We start from the raw sequence: 15,887 nt of genomic DNA on the forward strand, positions 1-15,887 counted from the left end.
CGACAAGACCGCGCCCGGCCAATGCGGCTGCGGCGTAGCCGACACCGATACCGACAGCGATGGCACAGCCGACTGTAACGACCTATGCGTCGATGACGACACCAAGACCGAAGTCGGTCAATGCGGATGTGGTGTACCCGACACGGACAGCGACAGTGACGGGACCGCCGACTGCAACGACGACTGCAGCGACGACCCCGACAAGACTACCGGTGGAGTCTGCGGCTGCGGAGTCGCCGATACCGACACGGACACCGACGGCACGGCCGACTGCAATGATGAATGTAGCGCCGACCCGGACAAGACCGAAGCAGGCCTGTGTGGCTGCGGTGTGGCAGACACCGACTCCGACTCCGACAGCACACCGGATTGCCAGGACATCTGTCCGGATGACCCGGACAAGACCGCCGCAGGCGTTTGCGGATGTGGTGTGGCCGATGACGACACCGACAGCGACGGCGATCTGGACTGCGAGGATAATTGCCCCAGCCTGAGCAACGCGAATCAGGCCGATGCCGACAGCGACGGCGTGGGTGACGTCTGTGACAATTGCTCAGACACCAGCAACCCCGATCAGGACGATGCCGATGGCGACCTGCAGGGTGACGCCTGTGACAATTGTGTGGATACCGATAATGGCGACCAGATGGATGGGGACGACGACGGTATCGGCGACGTTTGCGATGCCTGCCCGGCTGTCTCCGATCTAGGTGCCGATAGCGACGGCGATGGCGTGGGCGATGCCTGCGACAACTGCATCGATATCCAGAACGCGGATCAGGACGATGCCGACAGCGATCTCATCGGCGATGTCTGCGACTCGTGTCCGGACACATTCGATGACGGTACCGATAGTGACAGCGATGGTATCGATGATGCCTGCGACAATTGCGTTCTCGACTCCAACGAGAATCAGACGGATGTAGACGGCGATAATGTCGGCGATACCTGCGACATTTGCCCGGCCCTATCGAATCTCGACCAAATTGATACCGACAGCGACGGGCTTGGGGATACCTGTGATAATTGCCCCGACGTCTCCAATATCGATCAGGATGATTTCGACAGCGATCTGGTCGGCGACGCCTGCGACGGCGATGCCGACGGTGACTCGGTGCCGGATGATAACGACAATTGCGTGTTCCTGGACAACAACGACCAAGACGACGCCGACCAAGATGATATCGGCGACGCCTGTGACTCCTGCCCGAATGACTTTGATTCCGGTAGCGACGATGATCTCGATGGAATCGATGATGTCTGCGACAACTGCTTGGGCCTGAGCAACGAAACCCAGGCCGATCAGGACAGCGACGGCGTGGGCGATAGCTGTGATGTTTGCCCGGCGGACAGCGATGACCAGACCGACACCGATAGCGATGGTGTCGGGGATGCCTGCGACGTCTGCCCGAACACCTTTGATGACCAGACCGATAGCGATGGCGATGGTGTCGGGGATGCCTGTGATGTCTGTGCGGGAACGGCGGATAACGTCCAAGCCGATAGCGACAACGACGGCGTCGGCGATGCCTGCGACGTCTGTCCGGACGATATGGATGCGGAGCAAGGCGATATCGATCGCGACGGCGTCGGCGACGAATGCCAATGCGACGAGGCCGGGGCCGCGATCAATATCGCGCTATGCCATGCGGTTGAGAAAGCCGAGTATGGCCGGTGGGCGCTGGAAGGCACCGATGCGAAGATCCGCGGACTCACGGTATCGCGCCAGTTCTTCCGAATCGTCAAAGACCTCCACCGGGTCCATCAAGGTCTGATAAACGGCAAGCCAAAGCTGGTCGAGAAACGGATCGCACGTGCCAAAAAGCACCTCAACCGATCCGAGAGCCTGTTCACCCGATGGGCGCTGCAGGACCGGATCACCGATTCGCAGAAAGCTTCCCTGAACGAACAGGTCGAGAACCTCCGCGAAAATCTGGAGGCCATCGATCCCTGAGCACCTGAATTCCTCAGACGGACCCGGCGCAGAGACGGGGCCCCAACTTCAATAGACAAAGGCCCCGCCAACATCGGTTGGCGGGGCCTTTGCGTTGGTTCGCACGCCACGCTTGAAGCGGCGGCGCTCTTCGCTCAGAAGCGGTGACTCAACTCCAGACCATAGGTCCGGGGCAGCCCGTAGAGCTGTTGGGCGATGCCGAAGGTCGTGACCAGCGGGATCGAGTTGGTGCGATAGCGCTTGTTGCCCAAGTTTTGGCTCCACAGGGCCAGTTGCGTGGCTTCACCGTTGAAGGAATACGCCAGGCGCGCGTTGAACAGGCTGTACCCGCCCTGTAGTCCGGCTTCATACTCGGGCCCCTGAAAACGGACGGGACCCTGGAAGTACCAGTCAAAGCGCGGGGTCATATAACCACCCCAAAACTCCGAATCATTGGCCTCGATCAGGAACGACTTCTGCAGGGCCACATGAGTCTGGACTTCGGGCACTCGCCGAAAGGTTTCGCCCGAACGATCGATGAAATCAGTGGTGACATCACTGGGGGCATCATCCCAGTTATCATAGACACCGCGGAACAAGCCGACCGAACCCTCGAGACGGAAGCCCGCACCGAGGTTCATCACCGTCTCCAGTTCCACTCCCTGCGTCGTTGCCTTGGCGGCATTCAACGTTTCCTGAGCAATGACCGGCGTACCGTTGGCATCGACATAGCCAAGGTCGCGAATGGCCGTTACCTGAATATCATCATATTTGGCGTAGAAGAGAGACAGATTGGTCGCGATCCGGTTATCAAAACTCAAAGTCTTGAAACCCAACTCGAACGAGTTCATGTTCTCGGGATCAAACGGCTGCAGCGGTTGCTGGTCGCCGCTGAGCGGATCTGCGGGCGGAGGGATCACATTGAAGCCGCCACCCTTGAAACCGCTCGAATAGGTAAAATAACCCATTAGATGATCGATCACGGTATCCTCGATCAAGTCTTCGGGGACCGTTGCCGAGAGCGTAGCCATCGGGTTCCAGGTCGAGAAGATCTTCGAATTGGTTTCGTTGAAGCTCTCGCTGAAGCTCGCACATCCCTCGGCCGAGGGGACACAATCGTATTTCTCAGCCGTGGTTTCCTTCTTGTCTTCCGTATAGCGCAAGCCCGCAGTCAGCTGCAGCCACTCGAGCAAGTCGAACGACGCTTGTGAATACAAGGCCCACGACCAGTTGTCGGTCAACTGCGGCTGCACACTGCGGGTGTTGATCGTGTCGACGAGTGCTGCCGTCGCGCCACGATTTTGGGCATTTTCCAGGAACAGGAAATAACCGCCCACAAAGTTCAAACGACCATCCAGGGCCGAGCCGTTGACCTGCAACTCGGTCTGGAATTGCTGAGCCTTGGCGGGCCGGCCCTGCATCGCCAACAAGCTGTCCGTACCCTCGGGTGCCGGAATGGGAATATCCCCGATGCCGGCCGCGTTGACCGCGGGGGCCGGCGTCAGATCGGTGTCCTGCCGCGAGCGGATATACTGCTGCCGCCAGGCACCAATCGCCTTCAAGCTGAATTCGTCCAGACCGGGCAGCGGACCGATATCCCAATTCAAAACGCCCCAGGCGCCGGTGCTTTGGATATCAAATAGTTGGTTCCAATCGGCTCCGAAATGGTAAGGTTTGCGCTCTTCCTGGCAATAATCGGCAAGTCCGGGCGCCAGTCCCTGCAGGCCGGTTGGCTGGACAAATACACACTCGCCACCCTCGCCCCGGGCGTGCGAACGATCCCAGTTCCCGGTGATGTCGATGGTCACGTCCTCATGCGGCAGAATCCGCAAGCTTCCCAAAAAAGACAGCGAATTCCGATCGTTCCAACCTTGGTCCAGTTCCTCATTGTACATGTACCCGGCTTGATTCTCCGAGCCGAAAGCCATGCGCATGAACACGCGATCTTCCAGGGGACCAATATCCACAGGCAGGTTCAACATGGCACGGGTCGTGACCGAATTGAGCCATTGGCTATGGGGAGCATCCACGTTCCCCACATCCACCTGAACAAAGGCCTCGACTTCGTCGGTTGGCTTCTGGGTGGTGAAGTTGATCGCACCACCGATGGTGTTCTTGCCAAAGAGCGTGCCTTGCGGTCCGCGGAGAACTTCGACCTGCGCGATGTCGACCACGTTCAAAAGAGAGCCTTGGGCCCGCGGGACAAAAATGCCGTCAATATAGATCCCCACCCCGGGGTCGTATGAGGTCAACGCCCGAGGTGTACCCACACCGCGAATATAGACGAGCGCCTCGGTGCCCGTGGACGAGGTCTGGAAGGTCAGGTTCGGGACCAGCTCGGCGATATCATCGATTCTTGTGACGCCGGCTTCGCGCAGCGTCGTTTCCGAAAGCGCGGTGACCGACACCGGGGTGTCTTCGAGAAGCTCCTGTCGCTTGCGTGCCGAAACCACGATTTCTTCGATCTTGTTCTCGCGGTCCTTGCTGACGAAGGCAGGCGGATCGCCCGCCTCGACGGCCTCGGCTTCCGCGGCAAGACCATCCGATTCGTTGATCACATCCACAGTGCCCGACGAGGGCGTCTCGATCGACTCCAGATAGGTCGAGGGTGCCGCGGGTGCTCCTTCGGTTGCCGCGTCGGCCGCCGCGGGGGCTTCCGAAGGCTGCGTCGGGGCCTCAGCAGGCTGCGCCTGCGCCGTAAGCGGAATTGCCAGAACCGATAGCGCCAAACCGAACAGACCCACCTTTTTGATGCATGCCAACATCCTCGCCCTCCTCAGGTCGACCGATGCCCAGAAATTCAGCACCGGGAACTCTACGGCGGATGAGACTAGGCAGATGTTCCACAAAAGCAAGAAGTGTCAAAAAGGCTTTATGTTACAAAGGACTAGGTGCCCAGCAGGCGCTTGGCATTGCCGTTGAGGATCGCTTCGCGGATCTCCGGGCGCCCCTCGGTGACGATCAATACTTTCGCCAGCGTGGCGGCCACATGATAAAACGGCCAGTCGCTGCCGAACACCAATCGCTCGGTGCCGACCTCGCGGATGATCCGGTCCAGGATGGTGATGCCCTGCCCGTGCAGCCCCATCCAGGCATTCGGATACCGGCGCCCAAGCACCATCGCGTCTTCCACGTCGCGTGCGCCCGCATGGCCGAGAATGAAATTCGTCCCGGGGTTCTCGGCGAGCATCGGCTCATAGCCCCGCATCATCGTATATTGGTGGGTGAAGCCCGGCTCGATGCCGGCGCGGCCGGCGTGCAGGAAAACCACCAACCCCATCCGCCCGCAGGCCTCATAGATTTCCATCGCACGCGGGTCGTCGGGGAAATACCGTTGGACTGCAGGATGCAGTTTGATGATGCGCGCCCCGCGAGCCGCTTGCGCTTCGAGCTTGGGGCGCCAATCAGGATCATCGGTCTTCACCGATCCGCCGCCGATGAAATGGTCGCGCTCGGGAGACTCCTCGAGAATATCCAACCAGCGATCGGCCAGGTTGTCCCCGAACGGAAGGCCCATGGTAATCGGCAACAGAGCGGCCTTGGACACCCGCAGATCCGCCATCTCGTCAGCCAGATTCTCGAGGGTATGCGTTCGCACCGAGGGACTGCCCCATAAGATATTCTGCACGGTATCGAATTGCATCGCCTGCAAATCGTCGGGTGTGAAATTGGCGTTGATATAGACGTCCAAATCCAGTTCGCATCCGGCTTCCGTGCCATCGCAATCCAGAATATGGTGCACGCGATCGGTGCGCGACGTCATATCGATGGGTGCGGCAAACAAAAGGGCCATACCCAGATGCGCATGCAGATCGATGGTCTCGGGCACGCTGTCGTCGACCAGACGAAGCCGACCGCGCTTGTCGAGATCAAACCACGGCAACTCGGCCAGCCCGCGGTATCCCTGATAGACATGCCGGCCATAGGGCCCCTGGCCCGAGGCCAGTTTCTCGGCTGCCATATGTTGCCGCAGACTCTCGGCATCTGCCTCGGAATATTTTGACCCATCCACACAGCCCTGCGCCCAAAGGCCCGCTCCGGCCGCACATAGAGCCCCGAACCGCCGGCGGCTCATCTTCATTCGCCTGTTCTTGCCTTGCATCTCTTTGACAAGTCTTGCGCGAGACCAGGCCGCGAGGCAAACCGAAAGAATTTATCTGCCGGGCGCAGGCCTCTGGCTGCGGCCCCCGAAGCCGGGCTGGGCAAGCGCCCGCGAGACCGGCAGCTTCCACAGGACAAGAGGCTCCGAGCGTCACGGCACAGCCAGCGAGTTCAGCTGCCTTGCTGGACTCGCCGCGGGAACTACGGGATGGGGAAGCATGCGCTTTCTTTCGCGAGCAGCCGTTATGCTCTTCGGGCTGCTTCTGGCTTTCGGTGTCGGCGAATGGATCGTGCGCCAGCAGATCCCGGCCGACGAGGACGGGCAGCGCTGGCAGGGCCGGACGCGCCTTCCGCCGTGGCGATTTCCCATGCAACAGATTCACGATCGCCTGGCAGCGCTGGACAAAGGCGAGAGCCTGTTTCTCATCGACTCCGATCTCGGCTGGCGCCCGCGACCGGGCGCCAGCAGCCTTGACGGAAAGGTGAATATCAACGAGGCAGGGATGCGGCAAAACGCCAACCCCGCGATGCCCCCCGAAGACACCGCAGCTGTGTTCCGGATCGTGACGATCGGCGACTCATTTACCTTTGGCGATGAGGTGTCCGACAACGAGACCTGGCCCGCCCAACTGGAAAGGATTCTGCGAGCCGACGGCGTTCCCACCCGCGTCTTCAATCTCGGCACGAACGCCTACGGGATCGATCAGGCCCTCCTGCGCCTGGTGCGCGATGGCGCACCTCTGCGACCGGACGTCGTGATTCTGGGCCTGCAGCCCGAGAACCTCATGCGGAACGTCAATATCGTGCGCCCGATCTTCTTTCCCGACACCGCCCTGCCGCTGTCCAAGCCGCGATTTGTCTTGGACGACGGCGAGTTGCGTCTGCGCAACCAACCCACGCTTTCCCCGGACAAAATCCTGAAATTCCTGGAGGACCCCGAAAGCCATCCCCTCGCGCCGGACGAAGCCTGGCTCGACGAGCGTTACGAAGAATCCTCCTGGCAGCAAAGCGCCCTGCTCTCTCTGCTGGCACAACGTCTGGCGGCGGCAGGCGTCCACCGGAGCGACTCGCGCCCCGGGTCGAGTCAGCGCACCGCGGCCATCGACCGACGCGAAGCGGAGATGCTCGAGCTGGGCACAGCGCTGCTGGCGAGGTTTGCCGCCGAGGCCGAAGCCATCGGGGCACGTCCACTCCTCGTCTACCTGCCGCGGCGCGCCGAACTCGAAGCGCAGTTGGCCGGCACAGAGCTCTGGTACGGCCCGTGGCTGGAGCAAGTCACGACCCACCGCGCGAGCGAACGGCCGCGCTCGGACCTGCCGGTTCTACCGGACCACGCCGGTGGCACCCGACACGCGATCGTGCGGCCCGAAGCCGGCATGACGGTTGTGACCGAGGAACTCTTTGCCCCAGCCGGCCACTACAGCGCCCGACAGAACCTTCGCGTTGCCGAAGCCATCTCGCTGGCCTTGCAGCCGAGCCTCAGAAATTTTCGCGCCGCTGCGCGTGCTGGCGACGCGCAGCCAGTTGCGACGCCCGCTGCGCTTCCGTGACCACCGGCTCGTCGGCCGGTAGTTGTGCGCGGACATCCGCGAGCTTGATCAGCCTCGCCTGCGGGTGATGCTCTTCGAGAATCTCGGGCGTCGCCAGACCATCGAAGCGCATCAAAATCACGCCGCGGGAGAAGCCTTCGGTATCCAGCCAATTGGGCACCCCCGGATCGGTGTTGGCGATCACGAAATGATAGGCCCCATCCGAGCTGAGCCGCGCCTGATCGGTAGTCAACGAGGTTTGTCGGTTCGCATAATCGAGCGACTCCCACCAATGGTGTCCGAGTTGAATGCCCTGATACTTCGCCCCACTGGGCCATGTCGTCACGATCAATGCCTCATCGTCAGCCAACTCGTAATGCCCCCCGGACATCAGGCGCCCGGCCAAGCCGCCTTCCGAGCCCGTGTCGCGCGGGGCGAGCAAGGTATTGGCCGGTAAAATCGCCAGCCGCGTGCGGCTGAACTCGGGCCAGAGGCGCACTTCTTCGGCAAAGAAATTCGTCGCCGCGGTCAGCCGCTCCGCCATGATCTCGGCGGAGAATTCAGGATACGGCGGCCGGCCACTGTCGACCCGGTCGATATGAACCTCACCAGGGAGTTCATTCGCCCAATCGGAATGGATCTGGCGCACCAACAGACGCTGCGGACCCGGTTCCGTCCGCAGCCAATTGCCTTCACGAGCCGGCCCGCCGATCCACACCTCGAAACTACCGTCGGGGGCCACCTCGAGATCATCGGTGGATAGCGTATCGACCACCGAGGCCATCGAATCGAGACCATAGACGGCAAAATCCAGGCGCCGACTGGTCCCGCGCGTCCCCCAAACCCGATAGGCGCCATCGCCATTGAAAAGGGCGATGCGGTACTTCTGGTCGGAGTTGTCCATGCCCAATTTATTGAAATGGTTCAGCGCCTGAAAAAAAGGAAAGTCGGGCTCGGCCAGCGCGCGGGACTCGAGGCTGTTGGTCAGCGCACGCACGATATGACGGTAGGCCTCGGCCTGCTCCTCGGCGCTGCCGAACCAGGTATGCTCTCGCACGAAGACGCCCGCCTCACGCACCGCATCGGCCAACTCGTCGAGACTTTGCTCGAGATCCCCGGAAGCGGCCACGGTCGCCGGAGCTACCTGGCGCAGCTGATAGGCCCAAACACCGACGCCACCGACGATGATCCCGAGGAAAAAAATGATCCCTTTGCGCACCATGGACGACCTCTTGCCTACCCTTGCGTTGACCCGGCGGCCGTTTCCCTGCATTGCAGAACGGTCCGCGAGGAGTTCTCGATGATCGAAGATTTGATCGTACATAGCCGATTGATCATCCCGGGCCGGGAATTGCAATTTGTTGCCAGTCGATCGTCCGGTGCCGGAGGGCAAAGCGTCAACAAGACCAGCAGCCGGGTTACCCTGCGCTGGGATGTCCGTCGGACGAGCGCCGTCGGCCCTGTGCTGCGCGAAAGACTGACGAAAAACCTCGCCTCGAGAATCAATGCCGAAGGCATCCTGCAGGTGCATGTCGAAACCGAACGCAGCCAGTACCGAAATCGCGAGATCGCGCGCGAACGCCTGGCCGGGCTGATCCGGGAGGCCGCGCGTCCCCCCAAGCCGCGCCGGCCCACCAAACCCTCGCGTGGCGCCCGGCAGCGGCGGATGGACGACAAAAAACATCAGAGCCAGAAGAAATCCACGCGACAGAAACCGTTCTGAGGGAAAGTTCATCGGGAGGGGTATCCCTTTCCCCGGGTCGGGGGCCTTTGGCGTACGGCTACAGGCAAGCTACAATCAAGGGAGATTCTCGCCACCGCGGGAGCAGGAGGAACCTATGGAAACCACGTCTGTTCAATATAGTGAAAGCACCATCGCCGCCGAGCAACAGCGCTTTATGGTGCGCGTCTACAACTGGATGACGATGGGGCTGGTGGTCACCGCCGGGATCGCCTATCTGGTGTCGACGACACCGGCAGTCGTGCAGATGGTCGCCAATCCCTGGGTTTTGATTCCCCTTGTCATCGCACAACTGGGGCTGGTCTTCTGGCTGGCCTCACGCGTGATGCAGATGAGTGCCGCGCAGGCCACGGGCGTGTTCATGCTCTACTCGGCGCTGACCGGCGTGACGCTCTCTTTTGTGTTTCTCGCCTATACCGCCGCATCTTTGACCTCGACCTTCTTGGTCACCGCCGGCACCTTCGGCGCGATGAGCTTCTACGGCTACACGACCAAACGCGACCTGACGGCGATGGGCAGCTTCCTGTTCATGGGCCTGATCGGCATCATCATCGCGTCTTTGGTGAACTTCTTCCTGCAGAGCCCGATGGTCTACTGGCTGGTGACCTATGCCGGCGTGTTGATCTTTGTCGGGCTCACGGCCTACGACACCCAGAAGATCAAGGAGATGAACATTCTGGGGAACGAAGGCACCGAAGAAGATACCAAGGAAGCCGTGCGCGGCGCGCTCACGCTTTACCTGGACTTCATCAATCTCTTCCTGATGCTGCTGCGCGTGATGGGCAACCGGCGCTAGGCGACGCCCGAACGCACCGCTCGCGGCGCTTGCCGCACTCGGGGGCCACCGGTCACTGGTGCTGCCCATGTTGCTTGTGAAAGCCTTGTACCTCGAGGCGTCATGGCGGTCGGAACGGTCGAGGATACCGAGGCTAATTCAGATTCAGGAATACGTTGATCGAGGCGAGATGATCGATCAGATTCTCCCGCCCCGGACGGACGACCAGGCGGTTCATATACCCGACCTCGATCTGCCAGCTGTCCCCCACCGGCGCATTCAGTCCGACAAAGACGCGGTTCTGATCCACGCCAGCCCGCGGGCCCCAATCCGTGTCATTGAGCGTCACGAAAAGCTCTTCGTAGGCGGAAAAGAATAATTTCTCCGACGGAAGGACGGGATAGAGGATTTTCACAAATTCTCGGACGCGCCAGCTCACACCCTTTCGGTCCTCGCCGAAGCGCTCCTCAAGACGAGTGCGGCTCTGGAAACGCAGATCACCGAAACGCGGCGTCCAGATATATTGCTGCCAGATACGGTTCTCATTCCAGTCGGGTGCGTTGGTCGGAAACGTCCGGATCCAACCATAGCCGAGCCAGACGGAGGTCTCGGGCGTCAGTTGCCAACCGACCCCGGGGCGGACGACCGTTTGCCCGAGCCCGTCATCCTCGCCGGACATCCGCAGCTGACTGTCGAACCACCAGCGCAATCGGGAAACGCTGGGCGAGACTTCCTTGAGGGACCCCTGCCCGGCAAACATCAACCAGGCCCCACCGTCCTGTTGCACCTCGGCGCGTGCCGGAGCCGCGATCAATCCCACCAGGCATAATATGCCCAAACTTCTCGCCCAGAATTTTCGCATCAATCCTCCTCTACCCGCTCGAAGCATGACAGTCGGATTTCGCAAACACCAATGCTTGAGGTCGTCCAATCACACATCTAGGTAGTCACAACATCATGAGTGTTCTGGACTACAAGACGAAACTGCCGGGCTACTACCCTTCGGCCTGGGCTGTGGAATGTGGCGGCCCGCGCCGCCAGAAGCTCGTGCGCAGCGCCGGGCCCGACTTCTCCGCCGGCACCGAACTGACCTCGACGGTCCGACGCCTCGACGGTTGGGCGGTCATGTTCGTGCAACGGGAACCGGGAGAGCTTTTTGTACAGGGCGGCGGCGGTCTGCAAGGCGGCGAACTTCCCCCGCACTTCCGCGCCGAAGGCCGCAATACAGGATGGCTCGAGCGAATCGACCCGATCACTCTCCAGACCATCGCGCGGTCCCCGGATCTGCCCAGCGGCGGCCACCTCTGGTGTGGTGCCGTCGTCGTGCACGAAAATGGCGACCTCTACATGGTCAACGGACGCTACGCGCACCGGCTGAGCCCGGAATGTGAAGTAAAAGCCGAGCGAGAACTTCCCGTGGATGGTCCCTATAATGGGCTCCTGATCATGTCGGACGGAAATCTGGTCATGAAGAATCTCGGCCACAGGCCCGGCGAGCCTTGTCGGTTCAGTGTGCTGGAGCCCGAGCATCTGGAACCAATCGGCGAGCCATTTATCATCAACGAGCATTGCATGGGGCGCTTCTCGAGCGACCTGACCACTGACGGCGAGTTTCTCTACACCTCCAGCGCCACCCAACTCTACCGCCTGCGCTACGAGAACGGCGCCCTGTCTCTGGATTCCGAATGGCGGGGCAACTACGACCTGCCCGGGGAGAACCAAGGCGACGGATGGGACACCTCGATCGGCAGCGACAGCGTCTGGCTGATGGATATGGGGCGTCCACCCTTCTGGACCGAACCCGCAACCGCAGCGCAACGTGCCTTCCGCTTCTCGTTGCAGAATGCCGCCGAACGCGACGTGATCGATGTGATCGGCCGGCCCGGCACCTTCAGTCCGGGACCACCACTCTACGATCCCGAGCGCAAGATTCTGGTTGTCTATGATGGCTCCAACGGTGGCGTGGTCGCTCTGCGCTACGAGGCTCCCGGACAATTCACGGAACTCTGGCGCAACGAATTCCGCAACAACGTCCAGATGATGCTCTATCCCGACACGGGGGAGTTGATCCTCGAAGACGCCTCAGGCAACCGACCGCAAAGCAAGATCTCGGACGCGGTCGTCGTCGATATCGAATCCGGTGCCGAAAAGGGCCGGGCCCCGACCGGCGCCGCAGCCTCCATGGGCATGTTCCTGTGCCCCGGCTTCGAGCGCGACTTTTATATGGCGACCCTGCCGGGCTTGATCTCCCGGGTTTTCTCGCGCGAAAACCCCTGAATAACGCGATGAATCGGGCGGTTGCCCAATTCCGCCGTCACGGCTAGCCTTTGCTGATAGCCGCGTAACGCGACGAATCTCCCGGCCAGACCCGGCGGACGAACTCCGGCAGTCTGGCCTTTTGCAAAAGGAAAACTTAATGAAGTCACGACTGTCTGCGCTCGCCCTTCTCGCCGCCACCAGCCTTGTAGCCGGCCTTCTCTGGTCAGCACCGGCTCAGGCCCAGCAAGACCGTAAAACTCAGATTCTGGAAAACCTGAAGCTGAACGTTCCACAGCTCGCCGAGGTCAACCCGACCATGGGACCGATCGGCCCCAGCGGCATCGACGGCCTCGACGAAGGCAACTTCATCGTGCAAGGACGCCCTTACAGCTTCCTCGTCACCGCCGACAACAAGAAACTCTGGTTGATTCAGGGCGAAGCGATGGATGTGAGTCGTAGCGAGGCCGAAATCAAGGTCGCGGTTGCCGAACGTGCCGAAGAGGCCCGCAAGGCCAACGAAGCACGCACCGCACAGATCGCCGCATCCATTGAAGGACGTCCTTTCCGCGGCAGCGAAGATGCCGTGGTGACGATCGTCGAGTTCTCTGACTTCCAGTGTCCGTATTGCACGCGCGGCGCAGCAACCGTCGAGCAGATCCTCGAGCGCTATCCCAATGATGTGAAGTTTGTCTTCCAGCACTTCCCGCTGGGCTTCCACCCCTGGGCCAAACCGGCGGCGATCGCGGCCAACTGCGCCGGCCTGCAGAACCCCGACGCCTTCTGGACGCTCCACGATGCCTACTTCAAGGACCAGAAGCAGCTGACTCCGGAAAACGTCGTTTCGAAAAGCGAAACCTATCTCGCGGGATCCGGCATCGATATGAAGACCTGGAAGAACTGCGCGGCCGACACCAACTCGGCGGAATACAAAGCCGAAGCCGCCAACGTCGATGCCGATATGGCCTTCGGCCAGGCCATGGGCGTATCCGGCACCCCGGGTTTCTTCGTCAATGGAGAATTCCTCAACGGTGCCCAGCCGATCGATGCCTTCGTGCCGCTCATCGAAGCAGCCAAAGCAAATTCCTGATCGTATTTGATCCGAGCCGGGGCTCACACAAAGTGAGCCCCGGTGAGGTTTCCTCATGACCCAAGAGCGTTTTCCCATCGTGGCGCCCGAGACCGTCGGGATCGACCCCGAAAGACTCGCCGCGCTGATCCAACGTGCTTCGCGCGAGGTCGACGAAGGTCTGTTGCCATCGGCCCAGATCGCCATCGCGCGACACGGCCAGCTCGTCGCCATGCACACTTTCGGGCAAGCGCAGTTCCAGGGCAAGACAGCTCCGGCGACCAACGACACCCTCTATTGTGTGTTCTCGGCGACCAAAGCGATCACATCGGCTGCCGCATGGATGCTGATCGAAGAAGGCCGGCTCGATATCGACCAACCGGTAGCGAATCTGATCCCCGAGTTCGGAGCTCGCGGCAAAGAGGCCGTGCGTATCGAGCAACTTTTCACCCATACCGCCGGATTTCCCAACGCGCCCTTTCCGCCCAATGTATTTCTCGACCGGGAAAAACGTCTCGAGTTCTTTCGTCGCTGGAAATTGGAGTGGGAGCCCGGGTCGCGTTTTGTCTACCATCCATCGTCGAGCATGTATGTGGTGGCGGAACTGATTGAACGGATCTCCGGGCAAACCTACGCCGACTTCGTCCGTCAACGGATCGCCCTGCCTCTGGGGTTGAAAGATCTTCGCTGCGGTCTGCCAGGCAGCGAGCACGCGCGCCTCGCAGATATCGAACACGTCGGCAACGCACCGACGGCCAGCGATTATGAGGCCGCGGGAATGCCGCAACCTCCGGAAACGGAGGTCACCGAAGATGCGCTGCGCAGCTTCAATCTCCCCGATGTGCGCGAAGCGGGCATCCCCGGCGGAGGCGGCACCATGACAGCCGCAGAGATCGCGCTTTTCTATCAGGCTCTCCTGCGCGACAGCGAGAGCTCCGAGGGACCGGGCCTCTGGCAGCCCGGGACTCTGCAGATGGCACGCGAAATCCGCTCGGGCGACCTCCGCGACCCACTCTTCGGCAACCTCGCCAACCGCGCTCTGGGCCTGATGATCGCGGGCGACGAAAAACGAACCTTTCGGGGGTTCGGGCACGGCAACTCACCCGAATCCTTCGGGCACGGCGGCGCTGGCGGACAAATCGCCTGGGCCGATCCGGCGACCGGCATCTCCATCGGTTATTGCACCAACGGCCATGACCGCCACCCCATCCGTCAGGCGCGTCGGTCGGTCGCGATCTCGAGCCTCGCGGCCACCTGCCTCCAGGAAGGCCCTTGAGCAAGCGCCAGCCCCGGCTTCTGCAGAAAAATCGCAGAAGCGGCGACGGCAGCTTTCCCTGCCGGGCGCATCTCGGGTAGACAAAAGCCTCCCCTTCCCGGCTCCCCCTTCGGCCAACAGGGGCTTCAGGCAATGGCATCTTGATGAGATCGAATATAACCCGCTGGCTCAGCCTGCTCGCACTCATGGCCCTGCTTTTTTTCGGCCTGGGCGAGGTATTGAGCCGAGCCCTCAACCTCGTGGACCGGGCGAACGGATTCCCGCGAAAACTTTTTGTCGCTGCCCCCGAAACTGGTCTGAGCTATCGCATGCGGCCGGGCGTAGACGGAACCGTTCGAGGCGTGCCCGTGCGGACCAACCAACTCGGCTTCCGTGGCCCGGAAGTCGAGCGCCTGCCCGGCCCTGCGGTCCGGCGAGTTGTGATTCTCGGGGACTCGGTGACCTTCGGCTTTCGCATGCCCGAGACCGAGATCTTCCCCACTCTGATCGCCGAGCAACTGGCCGAGACGACCGATGCGCCCTGGGAGATTCTGAATTTTGGCGTCGAGGGCTATAATACCGTTGCCGAGCTGGAAGTTTTGCGCTCGACCGCACTGGACCTGCGCCCGGAGACGGTCGTGCTTGTCCTGAACCTGAATGACTATGACGAGACCCCGTCGGTTGGTCCGCGTGGCGTCCTGACCCTGAACCGCGAGGAAACGATCTCTGCCTGGTCCCCGGCACACGTCTCCGAATTCTACCTCCTGCTGCAATGGCTGATTCGGACCGGAGGGAGCGTCTGGTTCGGCGAGCCGGCGCCACCCCCCTCCTCCGCAGCAGTATCGACCGAGTTCGAGCCTCTCGACCTCTACGTTTCCGCCCTGCGCAAGGAATATTGGCGCAATCCGACCGACAGCCGCATGGCGACCATGCACGCCGCGCTTCGCGAAATAAAACGGGAAACAGAAGAGCGAAACATCGGTCTTCTGATCGTGATTCTGCCCGACGGTGACCAGATCGGCGCAGCGAAAGCCGATATGATCCCGCAAATCCGCCTCGAGAAAATTTGTGCGGAAGAGGAACTGGATTGCCTGGACCTCCATCCGGTCTTCGCCCAGTCACAGACGCCCAATCTCTTCATGGATATCATGCATCCGAATGCCGCAGGTCACGCCTTGGTTGCCGAGGCAATTGCATCTCGACTGGGGAATCGGTGACTCCCTGGAAA

Annotated in this window: 12 protein-coding genes; 8 read left to right on the top strand and 4 right to left on the bottom strand. The window is 61.2% G+C overall.

The features are described from left to right. The coding region (locus P8K07_00020; GenBank protein ID MDG1956904.1) for a thrombospondin type 3 repeat-containing protein at positions 1–1,954 on the top strand (1,954 nt) is incomplete at its 5' end. A 134-nt stretch (positions 1,955–2,088) separates the two neighbouring features. On the opposite strand, the gene P8K07_00025 is transcribed toward P8K07_00020, so the two are convergent. Continuing rightward, on the bottom strand, positions 2,089–4,698 hold the full coding sequence (locus P8K07_00025; protein ID MDG1956905.1) for a TonB-dependent receptor: 2,610 nt from the start codon (positions 4,696–4,698) through the stop codon (positions 2,089–2,091). Positions 4,699–4,820: 122 nt separating this feature from the next. Beyond that, positions 4,821–6,014: an amidohydrolase family protein gene (locus tag P8K07_00030; protein ID MDG1956906.1), complete on the bottom strand. Its 1,194-nt coding sequence runs from the start codon at positions 6,012–6,014 to the stop codon at positions 4,821–4,823. 238 nt (positions 6,015–6,252) lie between these two features. Between P8K07_00030 and P8K07_00035 the strand changes: the two genes are divergently transcribed. Then, entirely contained in the window at positions 6,253–7,584 is a 1,332-nt protein-coding gene (locus P8K07_00035; protein ID MDG1956907.1) for a hypothetical protein, read from the top strand. Here P8K07_00035 and P8K07_00040 read toward each other — a convergent pair. Further along, positions 7,514–8,785, bottom strand: coding sequence for a hypothetical protein (locus P8K07_00040; protein ID MDG1956908.1), 1,272 nt, complete (start codon positions 8,783–8,785; stop codon positions 7,514–7,516). The genes P8K07_00035 and P8K07_00040 overlap by 71 nt on opposite strands. Positions 8,786–8,863: 78 nt before the next feature. Here P8K07_00040 and arfB point away from each other — a divergent pair, with 78 nt between their 5' ends. Then, complete coding sequence (gene arfB / locus P8K07_00045; protein MDG1956909.1) at positions 8,864–9,286, top strand: alternative ribosome rescue aminoacyl-tRNA hydrolase ArfB; 423 nt, start codon at positions 8,864–8,866, stop codon at positions 9,284–9,286. Between the two features lie 115 nt (positions 9,287–9,401). Then, complete coding sequence (locus P8K07_00050; protein MDG1956910.1) at positions 9,402–10,100, top strand: Bax inhibitor-1/YccA family protein; 699 nt, start codon at positions 9,402–9,404, stop codon at positions 10,098–10,100. Between the two features lie 133 nt (positions 10,101–10,233). On the opposite strand, the gene P8K07_00055 is transcribed toward P8K07_00050, so the two are convergent. Beyond that, a complete protein-coding gene (locus tag P8K07_00055) occupies positions 10,234–10,941 on the bottom strand; it encodes a DUF2490 domain-containing protein (GenBank protein MDG1956911.1) in 708 nt (235 codons plus the stop codon). Between the two features lie 95 nt (positions 10,942–11,036). Between P8K07_00055 and P8K07_00060 the strand changes: the two genes are divergently transcribed. The 4 genes from P8K07_00060 to P8K07_00075 all read left to right on the top strand — a co-directional run bounded on the left by P8K07_00060 (position 11,037) and on the right by P8K07_00075 (position 15,876). After that, positions 11,037–12,356, top strand: a complete 1,320-nt coding sequence (locus tag P8K07_00060; protein MDG1956912.1) for a hypothetical protein — start codon at positions 11,037–11,039, stop codon at positions 12,354–12,356. Positions 12,357–12,654: 298 nt separating this feature from the next. Beyond that, positions 12,655–13,425 carry a thioredoxin domain-containing protein gene (locus tag P8K07_00065; GenBank protein MDG1956913.1) on the top strand — a complete coding sequence of 257 codons (771 nt, stop codon included), beginning with the start codon at positions 12,655–12,657 and terminating at the stop codon, positions 13,423–13,425. Positions 13,426–13,480: 55 nt separating this feature from the next. Beyond that, positions 13,481–14,680 (top strand): serine hydrolase, encoded by a 1,200-nt coding sequence (locus tag P8K07_00070; protein ID MDG1956914.1) that lies wholly within the window; start codon positions 13,481–13,483, stop codon positions 14,678–14,680. A gap of 143 nt (positions 14,681–14,823) precedes the next feature. Next, the gene (locus P8K07_00075) at positions 14,824–15,876 is read left to right on the top strand and encodes an SGNH/GDSL hydrolase family protein (GenBank protein MDG1956915.1); all 1,053 of its coding nucleotides are present in this window, start codon (positions 14,824–14,826) and stop codon (positions 15,874–15,876) included. Positions 15,877–15,887: the final 11 nt, after the last annotated feature.

This window comes from Candidatus Binatia bacterium (assembly GCA_029248525.1).
Taxonomy (GTDB): Bacteria; Desulfobacterota; Binatia; order UBA12015; family UBA12015; genus UBA12015.